Annotated in this window: 14 protein-coding genes and 1 tRNA gene; 7 read left to right on the top strand and 8 right to left on the bottom strand. The window is 31.3% G+C overall.

Annotation, left to right across the window (positions count from 1 at the left end; translation table 11 throughout):
* The first annotated feature begins 89 nt into the window (after positions 1-89).
* From ABXT66_RS01950 to ABXT66_RS01935, 4 genes are read left to right on the top strand one after another with little or no spacing between them, the layout of a single operon-like run.
* Positions 90-1,088 carry a polyprenyl synthetase family protein gene (locus ABXT66_RS01950; RefSeq protein ID WP_443643985.1) on the top strand — a complete coding sequence of 333 codons (999 nt, stop codon included), beginning with the start codon at positions 90-92 and terminating at the stop codon, positions 1,086-1,088.
* Positions 1,089-1,096: 8 nt separating this feature from the next.
* Positions 1,097-1,747, top strand: a complete 651-nt coding sequence (locus tag ABXT66_RS01945) for a hypothetical protein (protein WP_443643984.1) — start codon at positions 1,097-1,099, stop codon at positions 1,745-1,747.
* The gene (locus tag ABXT66_RS01940) at positions 1,717-3,087 is read left to right on the top strand and encodes a class I SAM-dependent RNA methyltransferase (RefSeq protein ID WP_443643983.1); all 1,371 of its coding nucleotides are present in this window, start codon (positions 1,717-1,719) and stop codon (positions 3,085-3,087) included. Before ABXT66_RS01945 ends, ABXT66_RS01940 begins: the two co-directional genes overlap by 31 nt.
* Complete coding sequence (locus tag ABXT66_RS01935; protein WP_443643982.1) at positions 3,088-3,291, top strand: ribbon-helix-helix domain-containing protein; 204 nt, start codon at positions 3,088-3,090, stop codon at positions 3,289-3,291.
* Here the strand turns inward: ABXT66_RS01935 and ABXT66_RS01930 are convergent.
* The 7 genes from ABXT66_RS01930 to ABXT66_RS01900 all read right to left on the bottom strand — a co-directional run bounded on the left by ABXT66_RS01930 (position 3,288) and on the right by ABXT66_RS01900 (position 11,793).
* Positions 3,288-4,835: a UxaA family hydrolase gene (locus ABXT66_RS01930; protein ID WP_443643981.1), complete on the bottom strand. Its 1,548-nt coding sequence runs from the start codon at positions 4,833-4,835 to the stop codon at positions 3,288-3,290. The genes ABXT66_RS01935 and ABXT66_RS01930 overlap by 4 nt on opposite strands.
* A 26-nt stretch (positions 4,836-4,861) precedes the next feature.
* Positions 4,862-5,581, bottom strand: coding sequence for a ribonuclease activity regulator RraA (locus ABXT66_RS01925; protein WP_443643980.1), 720 nt, complete (start codon positions 5,579-5,581; stop codon positions 4,862-4,864).
* 9 nt (positions 5,582-5,590) lie between these two features.
* The gene (gene araD, locus ABXT66_RS01920) at positions 5,591-7,327 is read right to left on the bottom strand and encodes an L-arabinonate dehydratase (protein ID WP_443643979.1); all 1,737 of its coding nucleotides are present in this window, start codon (positions 7,325-7,327) and stop codon (positions 5,591-5,593) included.
* Between the two features lie 87 nt (positions 7,328-7,414).
* A tRNA-Ile gene (locus ABXT66_RS01915) sits at positions 7,415-7,491 on the bottom strand.
* A 103-nt stretch (positions 7,492-7,594) separates the two neighbouring features.
* On the bottom strand, positions 7,595-9,592 hold the full coding sequence (gene rpoD / locus ABXT66_RS01910; protein WP_443643978.1) for an RNA polymerase sigma factor RpoD: 1,998 nt from the start codon (positions 9,590-9,592) through the stop codon (positions 7,595-7,597).
* 31 nt (positions 9,593-9,623) lie between these two features.
* Positions 9,624-11,291: a DNA primase gene (gene dnaG / locus ABXT66_RS01905; protein ID WP_443643977.1), complete on the bottom strand. Its 1,668-nt coding sequence runs from the start codon at positions 11,289-11,291 to the stop codon at positions 9,624-9,626.
* Positions 11,292-11,328: 37 nt separating this feature from the next.
* A complete protein-coding gene (locus ABXT66_RS01900) occupies positions 11,329-11,793 on the bottom strand; it encodes a GatB/YqeY domain-containing protein (protein WP_443643976.1) in 465 nt (154 codons plus the stop codon).
* A gap of 228 nt (positions 11,794-12,021) precedes the next feature.
* On the opposite strand from ABXT66_RS01900, the gene carA reads away from it, so the two are divergent.
* The 3 genes from carA to greA are packed head-to-tail and all read left to right on the top strand — an operon-like array spanning position 12,022 to position 17,011.
* Positions 12,022-13,254 (top strand): glutamine-hydrolyzing carbamoyl-phosphate synthase small subunit, encoded by a 1,233-nt coding sequence (carA, locus tag ABXT66_RS01895; protein WP_443643975.1) that lies wholly within the window; start codon positions 12,022-12,024, stop codon positions 13,252-13,254.
* Positions 13,241-16,480: a carbamoyl-phosphate synthase large subunit gene (gene carB / locus ABXT66_RS01890; RefSeq protein WP_443643974.1), complete on the top strand. Its 3,240-nt coding sequence runs from the start codon at positions 13,241-13,243 to the stop codon at positions 16,478-16,480. Before carA ends, carB begins: the two co-directional genes overlap by 14 nt.
* A gap of 51 nt (positions 16,481-16,531) precedes the next feature.
* Complete coding sequence (gene greA / locus ABXT66_RS01885) at positions 16,532-17,011, top strand: transcription elongation factor GreA (RefSeq protein WP_443643973.1); 480 nt, start codon at positions 16,532-16,534, stop codon at positions 17,009-17,011.
* Here greA and ABXT66_RS01880 read toward each other — a convergent pair.
* The gene (locus ABXT66_RS01880; protein ID WP_443643972.1) at positions 17,001-17,486 is read right to left on the bottom strand and encodes an Lrp/AsnC family transcriptional regulator; all 486 of its coding nucleotides are present in this window, start codon (positions 17,484-17,486) and stop codon (positions 17,001-17,003) included. The genes greA and ABXT66_RS01880 overlap by 11 nt on opposite strands.
* Positions 17,487-17,544 lie beyond the last annotated feature (58 nt).

Here is a 17,544-nt window from a genome sequence, read left to right as displayed (position 1 = left end):
TCTCAAATAATTATTTTATAAAGGTTTATTATATATTATTTGCAAGTTATAATATAAGTATTAATTTTTTTGGGATTTTTTTAAATAACATGTCAAGATCAGAAAAAAATAAAGATAGCGTTTTTCAATTAAATAAATTGCTGGAAGTAACTCTAAAGAAAGTTGATCAAGAAATAATATATAGACTAGATAAGTCAATCCCCTTAATTAACGACATTGGAATACACCTAATTAATGCATCTGGAAAAAGAATACGCCCACTACTGACGTTAGCAATGGCAACCCAACTAAATGACAAGTCAAAAAACCCTATATTACTAGCAGCTGCAGTTGAGTTTATTCACACTGCAACATTACTTCATGATGATGTAGTCGATCAATCAAATTTAAGAAGAGGTAAAAAAACAGCTAATATAATATGGGGTAATGAATTTAGTGTTCTTGCAGGGGATTTTTTGTTTGCTCAATCTTTCGAGTTAATGGTTGAGACTGGTTCTATTAGAGCTTTGTCAAGTTTAGCAAGCGCTTCATGCAAGATCACACAAGGTGAATTTCAACAAATGCAAATCGCAAATAAACCTAATACAACTAAAGTAGAATATTTTGACGTAATTGGAAAAAAAACAGCTGAGCTTTTTGGAGCATCTTGTGAAAGTGGAATTATTGTTGCAAATGGGAGTTTGGCACAACAAAAGGCAGCTTATGATTATGGTTTTAATTTAGGGTTAGCGTTTCAAATTGTCGATGATCTTATGGATTTCAATTCCCAAAGTAACAAAATGGGTAAAAATTTAGGTGATGACTTTAAATTAGGTAAGACTACACTTCCAATTATTTTAGCTTGGGAAAAGAGTAATACATCTGAAAAAAAATTTTGGGATAGAACTTTAAGAGAGTTAAAGCAATATACTGGCGACTTCGATGAAGCATTAAATATCTTTAAGAAATATAATATATTTGAAGATTGTAAATTAACAGCACAAGAATTTGTTTCAAAGTCTAAAATTTCGTTAGAACAATTACCAAATACTCAATTTAAAGAACATTTGATTGGTTTAGCTAGCGAAAGTACTCAAAGATCTAAATGAGCTAAATTATGAAAGATAGTTTGATAAAAATTCAGCACGAATATGAAGACAAAAATAATTATATAAGAGAAAAGTTAAAATTTTTTATTACTAAAAATACAAAATATAACCTTCGAGAACTTTCACGCGCTCTTAATAAAAACGATGCTTATTTACAACAATATTTCCATCGTGGCACTCCTAAAATTCTCCCCGAAGAGTATAGATATAAGTTGTCAAATATACTTGAGATTAATGTTGAGGAATTATCTCCTGAATGGTTAAAGAATTATTCCAATGAAACTGATCAAATTTCTATTCATAATATTGAAAAAGATGATCCATCAAAAATTCAAACAATATCATTCTCAAGGCACCTTTTATATAATTTAGATTTGTCTAAATTAGAATTTTTACTATTCTTTCAATTAGTGACTAACCAATGTAAAATAACAAATATTATTAATTTAAATCTAAACACTTATGAAGAGCCAGGTCTTTATTTATTAAATGATCAAAAAATATATTTTCTAGCCTATCTTGAAGTTAGTGCTCGAGATAATAAAAAACTAAGCGTACGGCCATACTTACAAAAATTTTCTCCATTTCATATTGTCAAAGATGCTTTGAATATAAGAGCTAAAGTTATATGGCAAAGTTCAAACGAACTTTTAAAATGAGCAAAGAGAAAAAATTATCAAAAAATTTTGATCCCCAAATTCTTACTATTGATTATATAGGTTCAAGAGGCGAGGGTGTAGCAAAGCTTTTTACAGAAATTGATTATAAAGAACAAAATTATAATTTTTTTGTTCCTTTTTCTTTACCTCATGAACTAATTTTGGCTAAACCCACCTACTTATCTAGTGAAGGTGTAAGGGCAGAGTTAATAGAACTTAAACAACTATCACCTGATAGAGTTGAACCTAAATGCAAGCATTTTTTTAAATGTGGTGGCTGTACCTTACAGCACTGGAATTTTAAAAATTATAATAGTTGGAAATCCAAAAAAGTATCTTCTCAAATAAAGACAATTTCTTCCGATGGAGAGATTAAAAAAATGTTAGTTTCTTCCCTAAAAAGTCGCCGGCATGCAAAGTTTGTCGCTAAAAAAACTAAATTAGGCACAATTATTGGTTTTTACGAGTATAAGAGCCATTTTATTTCAGAAATTGATAAATGCATAATACTTGACGATCAACTTACTAATTTAATAAAAGAAATAAAAGCTCCAATTTCTAAAATACTAAGAGTTGGGCAAACAATAAATATTCATGCTAACGTTTTAGATCATGGGATTGACCTTTTAATAGATGGAATTGATAAAATACCTTATAAAGAATTAACGAAGTTTAATGAATATATGATGAAAACAAACGTCATTAGGCTTAATCGATCCCAATTAAATCAACCCAATGATTTACTTTTTGTCAAAGAAAATACAAGTTTATCTAATCATGTATATTCATCAAAAATTTTTCCCCCTCCTGGAAGCTTTCTACAAGCAACTATCGACGGTGAAAATGCAATCATAAAAACTGTGATAAAGGGATTAGAAAAAATAAATAAAAAGAAATTAGTTTGCGAGCTTTTTTCTGGATGTGGAACTATTACAATACCTTTACTTTCCAAGGGTTACAAAATAAATGCCTATGAAATAGATAATGAATCAATTAATGCTATCAATATTGCTAGCAAAAGACTAGGTTATGGAAATAAGGTAATTTCACAGTCTAGAAACTTGAAAAGTAACCCTCTAACATCAGAAGAATTGAAAAAATTCAATGCCATAATTATTGATCCACCAAGATCAGGCGCAAGATCACAATTTTTAAATATTACACTTTCTAAAGTACCTATTGTAATAAGCATTTCTTGTAATATTAATACTTTTGTAAGAGATGCAAAGATATTAATTGAAAATAATTATCAATTAAAATGGGTACAGCCAATTGATCAATTTCTGTTCAGCCCCCACGTTGAAATAGTTAGTCTGTTTGAATTAAATTTGGTAAATTAAATGCTAATTAAGAAGTCAATTACACTAAAAAAACATCGAACATCTTTATCTTTAGAAATAGAGTTTTGGGAAGCATTATATAAAATTGCGGAAAATGAAAAAAGTTCTATTCAAAGTTTAATTTCTGAAATAGATATAAATAGAAAATCTTCATTAGCGTCATCAACAAGAGTTTTTATTTTACAATATTATAAGCACATTTAACCTGTAATGCCAATTTGCCAAGGTGCAAATTCATGTCTACCCAAATTTAAAATTTCACTTTTTGTTTTCTTTCCAGAAGCAAAAGAAATAAATTCTTCAAAAATTTCTTTTCCCATTTCTTCTATATTTTTTTCACCGTCAATTACTGCACCGCAGTTAATATCCATGTCTTCATTCATTCTTTCATATAAATTTGAGTTAGTTGCAAGTTTAATAGATGGTGTTGGTTTTGCACCAAAACATGATCCTCTTCCAGTAGTAAAAGCAATGATATTTGCACCCCCTGCAATTTGTCCAGTAGCAGAGACTGGATCAAAACCAGGTGTGTCCATAAAAACAAATCCTTTTTTATCTACTTTTTCAGCATAATTATAAACTTCCATCAATCCAGTCGTTCCACCCTTCATGGCAGAACCTAATGACTTTTCTAAAATATTTGCTAATCCTCCTTTTTGATTACCTGGACTTACCGTACCATTAATTTGAACATCCCTACCAACAGAATATATATCTTTCCACCAGTTGACTCTGTTCATTAATTTTTCAGCAACATTACTGTTAATAGCTCTTGCGGTTAGACTGTTTTCCACACCATAAATTTCAGGCGTTTCAGATAAAATTGCTGTGCCTCCATGAGCTACTAATATATCAACTGCTTTTCCTAAAGCAGGATTAGCAGACAAAGAAGAGAATGCATCTGAGCCACCACATTGCAATCCAACCATTAAAGAGGAAAGAGGCGTTGCAATTCTTTCAATTTTATTTGCTTCCTCTAACATTCCTTCAATACATTTAATTCCAGCTTTTATTGTGGCTGTTGTTCCACCATTTTCTTGCATAACTAACGTTCTCAATTTGTTAGTCTCCGCTATACCCTGACTTTGAAACAATCCACCTACTTGGCATCTCTCACATCCAAGTCCAACAACAAGAGATGAGGCAACGTTTGGATGGTTTATATAACCTCCAAGCGTCCTATGGAGTAAATTCATAGGCTCACCAGATAATTCCATACCGCATCCAGTAGAATGACTAAATGCCGCCACACCATCAATATTAGAATAATTTTTGAGCTTTTCATTAGTAAAATAAGCAGCTATCTCATGCACAACCGTTGCTGAACAATTAACTGTTGAAACAACAGCTATATAGTTTCTAGTACCAACTCTACCGTCATCCCTTTTAAAACCCATAAATGATCTTTCACTTGAAGCATTAACAAATCTTGTAGGCTGGTACTTAGCACAATAATCATGCTCTCTAATAAATTCTTTGAATATAACATTAGAATTAGTTAAAACTTGACCTTTTAAAATATTTGAGTCTGCAAAACCTATAATTGTTCCATATTTATATATTGGTGAATTTTCTGATATATCAATTTTTGCAATTTTTTGACCCGATAATATTGGAGCATCTATTTTTAAAGCAAATTGTTTTAAGTATTGTCCTGCATTCATATTTTCTAATGCTATAACAATATTATCATTTTCATTTAAAATTATTGCCTTGGTATTTTCTTTATCTGTTATAATTTTTTTCATATTTCAAATGTCTCCGGATAAGTAAATTAATTCTCTTTAGAGTTACTCTTCAACCACTTTTCGTACAATTTTTTTTCATTTTTGTCAGTAAGTGGGTATAAACCTTTTATTGATGATCCATTCCTAACCCTGTCGATTACATAATCTTCATAAAGAGTCATAGGGTTTACCTCATTGGCAATTTCATCTATAATATTAGCAGGTATTACTACCACTCCTTCTTTATCACCTACTAGCAAATCTCCAGGCCATACAGCAACATCTCCACACCCAATAGGAACGTTAATATCTATTGCTTGATGTAAGGTAAGATTAGTAGGAGATGAGGGTCTATTATGATAGGTAGGTATCTGAAGCTTCTTTATCTCATCAGAGTCTCTGAACCCACCGTCTGTTACAACTCCTGCACACCCTTTAACCATTAATCTAGTTATTAAAATAGCACCAGCTGAAGCGGCTCTTGGGTCTTTACGACTATCAAATATTAAAACATGATCTTTTGGACATTCTTCTATCGCAACCCGCTGAGGATGTTTAGGATTTTTGAAAACCTCTAATGTATTTAGATCTTCTCTAGCAGGGATATATCTTACTGTGTAAGCAAATCCTACCATATTTGAGAGATTTGAGTTAAGAGGACTGAGATCTTGGATAAATTGGTTTTTTAACCCTCGTTTAAATAAGGCTGTACATATTGTCGCGACACTTGCTTTTAAATAAACTTTTTTTATATGATCAAGTAACATGTAATCTCTCTAAAATATGTCTGGCTCTTTAGCCGATGTTCCAAAATTGGTTTCCAAAAAATCAAAATCACAGCCATTGTTAGCTTGCGTTACATGATTACTATACATCCATAACCAACCTCTACCTGCTTTAGGTTCCATAGCTTTAAATTCTTTTTTTCTTAAGGATAAAGTTTTTTCATCAACTAACATATTAATAGATCTTAAATTTACATCAAGTTCAATAATATCACCTGTTTCTAATAAAGATAAAGGTCCTCCAATATAGCTTTCAGGCGCAACATGGAGGATGCAAGCTCCATAACTCGTACCACTCATTCTAGCATCTGATATCCTGACCATATCCCTAACTCCTTTTTTAAGAAGCTTTTGGGGAATAGGCATCATTCCCCATTCAGGCATACCTGGGCCTCCAACTGGCCCAACATTTCTTAAAACTAAAACATGATCTTCTGTTACATCAAAATCTTCTCTATCAATAATAGCTTTCATTTCTGGGTAACTATTGAAAACAATAGCCGGACCTTTATGTTTAAAAAATTTCTTATCACATGCTGCTGGCTTAATAACACAACCATCAGGAGCTAAGTTACCTTTTAAAACAGCTAGAGAACCTTCTTCATAAATTGGATTATTTAATGGACGAATTATATCGTCATTAATAGTTTTTGTTTTGGAAATCAGTTCCCTTAAACTTAAACCTGAAACAGTTACTTCATCCAAATTAAGTTTTGCAGTAAGTTCGTGCATCAAAGCTAAAATACCGCCTGCATAAAAAAAGTCTTCCATTAAATAATTCTTTCCCGAAGGCCTAATATTCGCAATAAGCGGTATTTCCCTACCTTTTTTATCTAAATTATCCATTGTTAAATTTATTCCTGCCCGCCTTGCCATGGCAATCAAATGAATAATAGCGTTTGTAGAACAACCCATTGCCATGGCAACAGTAACAGCATTATCAACTGATTTTTCAGTTACAATTTTAGAAGGAGTTAAGTCTTCCCAAACCATGTCTACAATTCTTCTTCCTACATTTGTGGACATTCTTATATGATTTGAATCTGCTGCTGGAATAGAGCTTGCCCCCGGTAAAGATAAACCCATAGCTTCTGTTATTGCTGTCATTGTACTAGCTGTTCCCATAGTCATGCAGTGTCCGTATGATCTGGCAATTCCTGCCTCTACATCTTGCCAGTCTTTATTACTTATGTTACCTGCCCTTAATTCATCCCAATATTTCCAGCCATCCGATCCACTTCCTAAATACTTACCCTTATAATTACCTCTTAACATGGGACCAGCTGGTAAAAAAATCATCGGCAAACCTACACTTATTGCCCCCATTGTTAAAGCAGGAGCAGTCTTGTCACAACCTCCCATTAAGACAACACCATCAATTGGATGTGACCGGATCAATTCCTCAACTTCCATTGAAAGCATATTTCTATAGAGCATAGTAGTGGGCTTAACGTACATTTCTGCGAGAGATATAGCAGGAAGCTCTACTGGAAATCCTCCCGATTGATAGACACCTTTTTTAACATCTTCAACTCTTTGTTTAAAATGTGTATGACAAGGCTGAATGTCAGACCAAGTGTTAATTATACCTATTAATGGCTTATCTTCCCAGTCCTCTTTACTTAATCCCATTTGCATTGCTCTAGATCTATGACCAAAAGATCTAACATCGTCTGGTGAAAACCATCTAGAGCTTCTCAACTCACTATATTTTTTTTTTCTCATCATAACCTCAATAAAAATAATATTTTTAGAATTATGATACAAATTTAAAATTTAAACTGCAAAATATTAAAGAAAAGATTTAAAGATAAATGGTAGGCCTGGAGGGACTTGAACCCCCAACCACTCCGTTATGAGCGGAGGGCTCTAACCAGTTGAGCTACAGGCCTAAATATTATGAATAAAAATTATCCAAAACACGCAACTTATACAAGGACAAACGAACTATGTAAAGAATAAGAATTAAAGATTAAGTTTTAATATTCTGAAAAATTAATTTTCTAGAAAGGATCTTAGTTTCCTAGATCTTGATGGATGTTTTAATTTTCTTAAAGCTTTAGCTTCTATTTGTCTAATTCTCTCTCTGGTAACACTAAATTGCTGACCGACTTCTTCAAGTGTATGATCAGTATTCATCCCAATCCCAAAGCGCATTCTTAAAACTCTCTCTTCTCTTGGAGTTAAACTAGCTAAAATTCTTGTGGTTGTTTCTCTTAGATTTGCGTGAATTGCTGCTTCAAGAGGCTGAACAGCCATCTTGTCTTCTATAAAATCTCCTAAATGACTATCATCTTCGTCTCCAACAGGCGTCTCTAAAGAAATTGGTTCTTTAGCTATCTTTAAAACTTTCCTAACTTTATCAAGTGGCATTGATATTTTTTCAGATAATTCTTCTGGGGTCGGCTCCCTACCAATTTCATGAAGCATTTGTCGTGAAGTTCTAACTAGTTTGTTTATGGTTTCAATCATATGAACAGGTATTCTTATGGTTCTAGCTTGATCTGCAATAGATCTTGTTATTGCCTGTCTAATCCACCATGTTGCGTATGTTGAGAATTTATAACCTCTTCTATATTCAAATTTGTCTACGGCCTTCATCAAACCTATATTCCCTTCTTGAATTAGATCTAAAAACTGTAGCCCTCTATTTGTGTATTTTTTTGCGATAGAAATAACTAACCTTAAATTAGCTTCAACCATTTCTTTTTTTGCTCTTGCAGCTTCACGCTCTCCTCTTTGAACAATTTGTACTAACTTTTTATACTCTTGGACTGGCATATTGACGTTATTGACAAAGTCAAAAACTTGATCACAAATACCAATAATTTCATCATTGTATTCACTAGTAAACTTTTCCCAACTTTTAGATTTACCTGGGTTAATAGCCCAATTATGGTTAATTTCATTTCCAACCCAACTGCTAATAAAAACTTTTCGTTTAACCCCACAATTCTCAGCCATCCTTAGTAAGTTACCCTCAATAGACGATATCTGCTTATTTAGACCATACATTTGGTCTATTAATTCTTCTTGTCTGTTATGGTTAAGGTATATTTTTTCCATTTGCTCAATAAGAATAACTTTAAGTTCTAGCAATCTTTTTTCAGATCTGCTTACTAAAGGTTCTGCTTTTCTCATCCTTGCTATTCTTCTATCACTAAGAGTTAAAATCTCTTTAAATGACTTTGCAACTTTATCAATCATACCCAAAGTTTGTTCTTTAATTTCGGCTTCCATTGCAACTAATGACAAGTTTATATCTTCATCATTCTCGTCTTCATCTTCATCTTCGTCTTCATTTTCATTTTCGTTTTCTAAATTACTTTTAACTTCTTGGTTATCGTTTGTAATTTTTGTGCCTATTGATAAATCATTTGTATCGTTCTCAATTTTATTTAATTTAAGATCCTTATTATTATAACTATTAATAATAGGCTCATTAGCACCCCCGTTAATACGAGCGTAAGTAGTTTCAAGATCTATTACATCTCTTAATAGCATTGTACCGTCATCTATTTCGTCTCTCCATTTAAGAAAAGCTCTCATAGCAAGAGGCGATTCATAAACACCACCAATCATCAACTCTTTTCCGGCTTCAATTCTTTTAGCAATAGAAATTTCACCTTCTCTTGATAAAAGCTCGACTGTGCCCATTTCCCGAAGATACATTCTAACTGGATCATCAGATCGAGCACCTTCCTCATCAGATAGATTTCCAGCTGTTCTATCCTCATTATCTTCGGAAGTTGTTTCTTCTTGTTGATCAACTATATTAAAGCCCATTTCACTTATAGCTGAATGAATATCTTCTATTTGTTCAGAAGAGTACTCTCCTGGTGGCAGAGCCGCATTTAATTCGTCGAGAGTGACGAAACCATTTACCTTACCTTTTTTAATCAAAGACTTTATTGCAGAGTTGTTTAAATCTAAAACTGGGCTATCAGTCATTGATTTTTGATCGTTTTTTTTATTTTGATCTTTAGCTAACATATATTATTTACCTTGGATTTAATATAGATCATTAAACAGAATTATTACCTATCAGATTTAATAATTCTTTAAAAGTTTTATTCACATTCTCAAAACTTAAATTTTTTTCATCTAAGTTTAGCCTAGAGGGGTAATTACTTTTCATTAATTTAGATATTTGGGTATCAAAACCTTTATTTATAACTTCCTGTTTCAAATCTTTTGAACTTATGTTTGGATTATTTGAAGCTGATTTTAATATTAAGTCCTTTAATATGTTGAGATCATCTTTTTTAAAATCTAATAACGATATATTTTCATCATAAGCTATACATATTTTTGGGTATAATAACATCATATATATAATAGCACCAATCTTAATTTCAACTCCTGTTTTTGGAAGTTTTATTTTTGAAAAAGATAATTTTGAACTTATGTAATTTCTGCCTAATGTTTTTTTAAAATTATCTCCAGTTTGACCTCTGAAAACTTTAATCCTTCTCTCAATCTCATCTTTGAATGCTAATTTAATATTTATATCCTCAATGCTTTTAACTTTTTCTCTCACATAATTCCAAAACATAACATTTGTTTCTGGTTCATTTTCTCTAACTAATTTTAAACCTTCCATCCAAATTAAATCAATAACACCTATCGCTTTGTCTAATATATTTTCAAATTCTTCTATACCATATTTATTTATAAAATCTTCAGGATCAAGATCCTTTGGAAGAAATACAAATTTTAATCTTTTATTTATCTTTAACATTGGTAGATATTTTTCAAAAACCCTAAAAGTTGCAATTTTTCCAGCATTATCTCCGTCAAAAACTAAAAAAGCTTCATCTGTTAGATTGAAAATATTTTCTATTTGCTGAGTAGTCATAGAAGTGCCTAAAGATGCCAAGGAGGGATATCCAAACTTATTTAAGGCGATACTATCCATATATCCTTCGCAAACTATAAACCTTTTTTTATTTAAAAGCTTTTTAGCGTTAAAAACTCCAAAAAGCTGGCTACCTTTATGAAATAAATGTGTTTCTGGAGAGTTTAAATATTTTGGGTTTCCTGAATCTAATACCCTTCCCCCAAAAGCGACAACCTTTCCTATATGATTCAATATAGGAAACATAATTCTTTCATTAAAATAAAAAATTAAGTCATTATTTTGATTTTTTTTAGCTAATCCAACATTAATGATATCATCCAAAGTGAAACCTTCTTTTATCAAGCAAGATACTAAATATTTATTTGACTTAAGATTGCCGGAATAACCAATTAAAAAATTTTGTATAATCAAATTATCAATATTTCTTTGAGTTAAGTATTTTCTTGCGGGCTCACCAATTGGCGCATTTAGGTTTTGGATGTATGATTGAGAAACTCTTTTTAAAAGATTATGAAGATTTGTTTCTTTTGGGTTGGGAGTAAAATTTGAGTTGGAATAATTAATTCCTGCTAAATCTGCTAAGATTTTTAATGCATCTATGAACCCAATATTTTCCATTTCCATTACATATGTAAAAATATCCCCGTTTTTTCCACATCCAAAGCAATGATAAAACCCTTTATCATCTGAAATATTAAACGAAGGAGTTTTTTCTTTATGAAATGGACATAAAGCAATAAAATTAGATTTATCACGTTGTTTTAAAGGTATATTTTTTTTTATTAAATCAGAAAGCTTGATTACACTCTTAATTTCTTCTTTTAAGTCCATTTTCTATTCTTATTTAATAATAATTTTGTCTATATATTTATAAATTAAGAAGCTTTGCTTTAATAATTTTACTAACAACCCCAAAATCCATTTTACCATTATATTCGTCTTTAATTAAATTAATAACTTTACCCATGTCTTTAATGGATTTTGCTCCACTTGATCTAATTGAATTAGTAATAATGTCATTTATTTCATTTTCTGACAATTGCTCTGGCAAGAAATTAGATATTATTTTAATTTCATCTTCTTCAATCTTAACAAGATCGTTTCTTTTACCTTGAATATACATTTCTATAGAAGCATTTCTTTGTTTAATCATATTTTGAAGAAGTGAAATAATTTCTGTTTCATTTATGCCTTCAGAATTACTTTTGCTTCTAGCGCTTATATCCTTGTCTTTAACTGCAGCTAGTATAAGTCTGAGAGTGTTTGTTAATGTAATATCTTTGTTTATCATTGCTTCTTTCAGCAATTTAGAAATATTTTCCCTAATAGTCATTCATAAATCCTTCTTATAGTTTAATCCTGTGCCCTTTAACAATAGGAATCATTTTATAAATCAATACGAACTAATGGCAAATAGTATTAAATTTTATTGACGAAGACCCTAATACAAACTAATTAAACTGGTAATATAAAGTATAGATAATATTTTGTTATTATACTTTAAATTATCATAAGTAGTAATTCAAATACTCTTAGTTGAGTTATACTAATAAGGTATAGAATGAAAGAACCGAACAGAAAAAATAGCCTTCATGATGAAGGATATATTCCTTTTGAGTTAGACGAAATTAACAAAATTAAGGTTCTTGATTCCATACTGATTTTAAATGATGGAAATGTATTTTTTGGAAGATCGTTTGGATCAAAAAAGACAAGCATTGGAGAAATTTGCTTTAATACTTCACTCACAGGTTATCAAGAAATAATTACAGATCCATCTTATACGAATCAAATTATTACTTTTACTTTCCCACATATTGGTAATATTGGCACAAATAATTTTGACAATGAAAGCAATATTAAATCTATAGCTGGAATCATAGTTAGACAACATCCCACAAAACCGTCTAATTGGCGTTCTGAGAAAGATTTTAATGAATGGCTCGGAGAGATTGATGTACCTGGAATTTCAGGGATTGATACAAGATTATTAACAAAAACCATGCAAAAACATGAGACTTGTAACGCCTTACTGAGTTATAATAAGGATGGTATATTTAATATAAATCACTTAAAAGAAAAATTAAGAAAACATCCAAGTATGAATGGTTTAAACCTCTCATCTTTAGTAACAACTAAAAATCAATACCATTTTAATGAAAATCTTCATCATTTTATTTCTACTCAACATTCTTTAAATAAAAATTTTAAACCTAAAATTGTTGTAATTGATTTTGGAGTTAAACAAAATATACTCCGCCACCTTGTTAATATAAATGCAGAAATAACAGTATTGCCAGAAGACACTCAAATTGAAGATATAAAAAAACTTAAACCTGATGGTATTTTTCTGTCAAATGGACCCGGTGATCCGTCCGCAACTGAAAAGAAATGCAGAAACCTTCTTCAATCATTATTTAAGTTAAAATTACCTGTTTTCGGAATATGCATAGGTCATCAATTATTTGGTTTATCATTTGGAGCAAAGACTAGTAAAATGCCGCAGGGTCACCGTGGAGCAAATCATCCCGTTAAAAATTTAATTAATAATAAAGTTGAAATTACTAGTCAAAACCATGGTTATGAAATTGTATTCAAATCTCTTCCTGAATGCCTAAAAGTAACTCATATTTCTCTTTTTGATAAATCAATAGAGGGACTTAAACATAAAGAATTTCCCTTTTTTTCAGTTCAATATCATCCTGAAGCTTCCCCGGGCCCAACAGAATCGTCATATCTATTTGAACAATTTTTAAACCTTATTAAAGATTCAAAAAAAAATGCCAAAACGTAGTGATATAAAGTCCATACTGATTATTGGTGCTGGTCCAATTATAATAGGTCAAGCGTGTGAATTTGACTATTCAGGAGCTCAAGCATGTAAAGCTCTTAAAGAAGAGGGCATTAGAGTAATATTAATTAATTCTAATCCAGCTACTATTATGACAGACCCTATGATGGCAGATTCAACATACATAGAACCTATTGAAAAAAATGTTATAGAAAAAATTATCAAAATCGAAAAACCTGATGCTATCCTTCCAACTATGGGAGGACAAACTGCTCTGAATGCAACTCTAGAATTGTTCCATTCTGGAATTCTTGACAAATATAACATTGAAATTATAGGAGCTAAACCTGAGTCCATTAACAAGGCAGAAGATAGAGAGTTATTCAAAGAATGTATGAACAAAATTGGTCTAGAATCTGCAAAAGCTAAAATTGCCAAAAATCTTGAAGATGCAGAATTAGCGTTAGAGTATGTTGGACTTCCGGCCATTATTAGACCATCTTTCACTCTTGGCGGAGAAGGAGGAGGTATTGCTTACAATAATGAAGAATTTTTAGAGATAGTATCCAATGGACTTAAACTTTCTCCAAATACTGAAGTATTAATAGAGGAATCTCTGCTTGGTTGGAAAGAATTTGAAATGGAGGTTGTAAGAGATCATTCAGATAACTGTATAATTATTTGTTCAATTGAAAATGTCGATCCAATGGGTGTTCATACTGGAGATTCTATAACTGTAGCACCTGCCCTAACTTTAACTGATAAAGAATATCAAAAAATGAGAAATGCAAGTATTGCAGTTCTTCGAGAAATTGGTGTTGATACAGGTGGTTCAAACGTACAATTTGCACTAAACCCTAATGACGGCCGCTTAATAGTAATTGAGATGAACCCAAGAGTAAGTAGATCTTCTGCACTGGCTTCAAAAGCAACTGGTTTTCCAATAGCAAAAATTGCAGCAAAATTAGCAATTGGTTATAGTTTAGATGAATTACAAAATGATATTACTAAATCTACTCCTGCTAGTTTTGAACCAACTATTGATTATGTTGTAACTAAAATGCCTCGTTTTACATTTGAAAAATTTCCTGGAAGCAATAATTTTTTATCAACATCAATGAAATCAGTTGGTGAAGCAATGGCCATTGGACGATCTTTTCAAGAATCTCTTCAAAAAGTATTGCGCTCTTTGGAAACTGGTTTATCAGGCTTGAACGATGTCCATTTTCCAACTCAAATGGAACAGACAGATGGCAAGGACAATATAGCTGGATGGTTAGCAGAACAAGTACCTGAAAGAATCTTGAGAATTGCCACTGCTTTTAGAAATAACATCTCTATAGAAGAGGTATCAAGCATAACTAAATGGGACAAATGGTTTTTGAGTCAAATTTATGGAATTGTAAAAGTTGAAGAATTGTTCAAAGATAAAACATTTAAAATAGATGAACCTGCTTTACGCAACTTAAAATCTATGGGCTTTTCAGACAAACGTATTTCTGAACTCATCCAAACTAATGAAGATGAAATAGTTAAACTGAAACATAAATATAAAGTTTTTCCAAGTTATAAGAGAGTTGATACTTGCGCAGCTGAATTTTCTTCTGAAACAGCCTATCTTTATAGTTCTTATGAACAAAGTGATATTAACGAATGTGAGGTTCAACCCTCAAATAAAAAGAAAGTGATTATTTTAGGAGGAGGACCAAATAGGATAGGTCAAGGAATAGAGTTTGATTATTGCTGTGTACATGCTGCATATAGTTTAACAGAAAGTAATTTTGAAACTATCATGATTAACTGTAATCCTGAGACAGTTTCAACTGATTATGATACTTCAGATAAATTATACTTTGAGCCTCTTACACATGAAGACGTTTTTTCTATCTTTGAAAAAGAAAATCAGAATGGTGAAGTGATAGGAGCAATTGTTCAGTTAGGAGGACAAACACCTCTTAAAATAGCATCTAGTTTGGAAAAAGCAGGATTAAAAATTTTAGGAACAACAGTTGATGCTATTGACTTAGCAGAAGACAGAGAAAAATTTAAAAAACTTTTACAGACTTTAGAATTGAACCAACCCTTAAATGGTGTTGCCAGCAGCAAAGTTGAAGCTAATAAAATTGCAGATGAAATTGGTTTTCCAATAGTTATAAGACCAAGTTATGTAATTGGAGGCCGAGCTATGGAAATAGTTCATAATCACGACCAATTACAAAAATACATTAATGATGCAGTAAGAGTGTCTGGTAATAATCCAGTCTTAATAGATAGTTTTTTAAAGAACGCACTTGAAGTTGACGTAGATGCCTTATCAGATGGAACTGATACTTATATAGCTGGAATAATGGAACATATAGAAGAGGCCGGCATTCATTCTGGTGATTCAGCTTGTGCCCTTCCACCTCAAACATTAAGCAAAGAAATAATAGATGAAATCGTTATACAAACAAAAAAGCTTGCAAAATCTCTGAATGTAATTGGTTTTATTAATATTCAATTTGCAATTCAAAATAAGAATATTTTTATTCTAGAAGTTAATCCTCGAGGAAGCAGGACTATACCTTTTGTAGCTAAGTCTATTGGCATTCCTCTAGCTAAAATTGCTTCTAAAATAATGGTTGGTGAAAAATTATCAAATTTTAATCTCATTGAGCCCAAAACAAGTCATATAGCAGTAAAAGAAGCAGTTTTTCCATTTGCCCGATTTCCAGGTACAGATGTCATTCTTGGGCCTGAAATGAAATCAACTGGTGAAGTTATGGGTATAGGTTCGACGTTTGGAGAAGCTTTTGCTAAAAGCCAACTTGGAGCAAATATAAACCTACCCAAAAAAGGAGAAGTGTTTATTTCGGTAAAAGACGATGATAAACAAAAAATAATTCCTATTGCAAAAAAGCTTGTTGATTTAGGGTTTACAATATGCGCCACTTCAGGAAGCGCTGAAACTTTGAATAATAACAAAATAAAAGCTAAGTATATTAAAAAAGTTGTTGAAGGCAGGCCAAACATAGTAGATGCGATGCTTTCAAATGATATACAACTTGTTATTAATACATCTGAAGGAGTGACCTCTATTAAAGATAGTTTTTCCTTAAGACAAACAGCACTTTTAAACAAAATACCGTATTATACAACCTTACAAGGTGCTAACGCAGCTTCATTAGCAATAAAATCTATAATTGATAAATCCATAAACGTTAAATCTATTCAATCATATTTTGAATAATTGGATTTTTTATATTATAATTTTCTTTAGTTTGATTTAATGGATATTACAATGGATAAAATACCCTTCACATTACCTGGATTGGAAAATATAAAATCTGAGTTAAATAATCTGAAAAAAGAGGAAAGACCAGCAGTTATTAAAGCTATTTCAACTGCCAGGGAACATGGCGATTTAAAAGAAAATGCAGAATACCATGCTGCTAAGGAAAAACAATCATTTATAGAAGGCAGAATAACAGAACTTGAAGATGTTGTGAGTAGAGCTGAAGTTATAGATTTAAATAAATTATCCGGTAAAACGATCACTTTTGGCACTAAAGTTAAAATTGTAGATGAAGAAACAGATCAAGAAACAGATTACCAAATAGTAGGCCCATATGAAGCTAACCTTGAATTAGGCCTAATTTCAATTGCATCTCCAATTGCAAAAGCATTAATAGGCAAAGAAAAAGGTTCTTCCGTTGAGGTTAAAACTCCTAGTGGTTCTAAAAATTATGAAATAATATCAATAGAAGTAATTAAATTATAGCTTCAAAAGGTATTCCTGGCAGGCTTTTTGTACTTCTAATGTTTAAAGACGTTTTAACATTACTTATCTTTGGGGCCTGAGTAAGTTTAGCAGTTAAGAACTTTTGAAAATCATCCCAATCCTTAGCTACAATTTTTAAAAGAAAATCTACTTCTCCCATAAGCATATGGCATTCCCTTACCTCAGGAAAGACAGAAATATAGTTTTCAAAAATTTGAAGGTCTTTCTCAGCTTGACTTTCAAGGCCAACATATGCAAATACAGTTACTTTGAAATTAAGAAGTTCTGCGTTTATTTCTGCATTATAACCTTTAACAAAATTTGTGTCTTCTAATACTTTTACTCTTCTTAGACAAGAAGGTGGTGAAATATTCACTAGGTTTGCTAATTCTACGTTACTTATTCTTCCATTTAACTGTAACTCACTTAGTATTTGCAAGTCTATTTTATCTAACTTTGTTTTTTGAGTTTTCATTTTGTCTATATTTCTTTATGTTAATAATAAAATATAAATAATGTAAGATTATTAATAT

Origin of the sequence: Candidatus Levibacter sp. Uisw_134_01, from assembly GCF_047717795.1 — a bacterium.
In the GTDB taxonomy this organism is placed as follows: domain Bacteria; phylum Pseudomonadota; class Alphaproteobacteria; order Puniceispirillales; family Marisalimonadaceae; genus Marisalimonas.
This window is presented reverse-complemented; position numbering and strand designations above follow the sequence as displayed.

What these genes read in the sequence shown, in the direction of transcription:
- ABXT66_RS01880 (WP_443643972.1), bottom strand. Translation starts at nt 17,486, where the DNA reads ATGAAAACTCAAAAAACAAAGTTAGATAAAATAGACTTGCAAATACTA.
- greA (WP_443643973.1), top strand. Translation starts at nt 16,532, where the DNA reads ATGGATAAAATACCCTTCACATTACCTGGATTGGAAAATATAAAATCT.
- dnaG (WP_443643977.1), bottom strand. Translation starts at nt 11,291, where the DNA reads ATGGACTTAAAAGAAGAAATTAAGAGTGTAATCAAGCTTTCTGATTTA.
- carA (WP_443643975.1), top strand. Translation starts at nt 12,022, where the DNA reads ATGAAAGAACCGAACAGAAAAAATAGCCTTCATGATGAAGGATATATT.
- ABXT66_RS01900 (WP_443643976.1), bottom strand. Translation starts at nt 11,793, where the DNA reads ATGACTATTAGGGAAAATATTTCTAAATTGCTGAAAGAAGCAATGATA.
- ABXT66_RS01935 (WP_443643982.1), top strand. Translation starts at nt 3,088, where the DNA reads ATGCTAATTAAGAAGTCAATTACACTAAAAAAACATCGAACATCTTTA.
- carB (WP_443643974.1), top strand. Translation starts at nt 13,241, where the DNA reads ATGCCAAAACGTAGTGATATAAAGTCCATACTGATTATTGGTGCTGGT.
- rpoD (WP_443643978.1), bottom strand. Translation starts at nt 9,592, where the DNA reads ATGTTAGCTAAAGATCAAAATAAAAAAAACGATCAAAAATCAATGACT.
- ABXT66_RS01945 (WP_443643984.1), top strand. Translation starts at nt 1,097, where the DNA reads ATGAAAGATAGTTTGATAAAAATTCAGCACGAATATGAAGACAAAAAT.
- ABXT66_RS01925 (WP_443643980.1), bottom strand. Translation starts at nt 5,581, where the DNA reads ATGTTACTTGATCATATAAAAAAAGTTTATTTAAAAGCAAGTGTCGCG.
- araD (WP_443643979.1), bottom strand. Translation starts at nt 7,327, where the DNA reads ATGATGAGAAAAAAAAAATATAGTGAGTTGAGAAGCTCTAGATGGTTT.
- ABXT66_RS01930 (WP_443643981.1), bottom strand. Translation starts at nt 4,835, where the DNA reads ATGAAAAAAATTATAACAGATAAAGAAAATACCAAGGCAATAATTTTA.
- ABXT66_RS01940 (WP_443643983.1), top strand. Translation starts at nt 1,717, where the DNA reads ATGGCAAAGTTCAAACGAACTTTTAAAATGAGCAAAGAGAAAAAATTA.
- ABXT66_RS01950 (WP_443643985.1), top strand. Translation starts at nt 90, where the DNA reads ATGTCAAGATCAGAAAAAAATAAAGATAGCGTTTTTCAATTAAATAAA.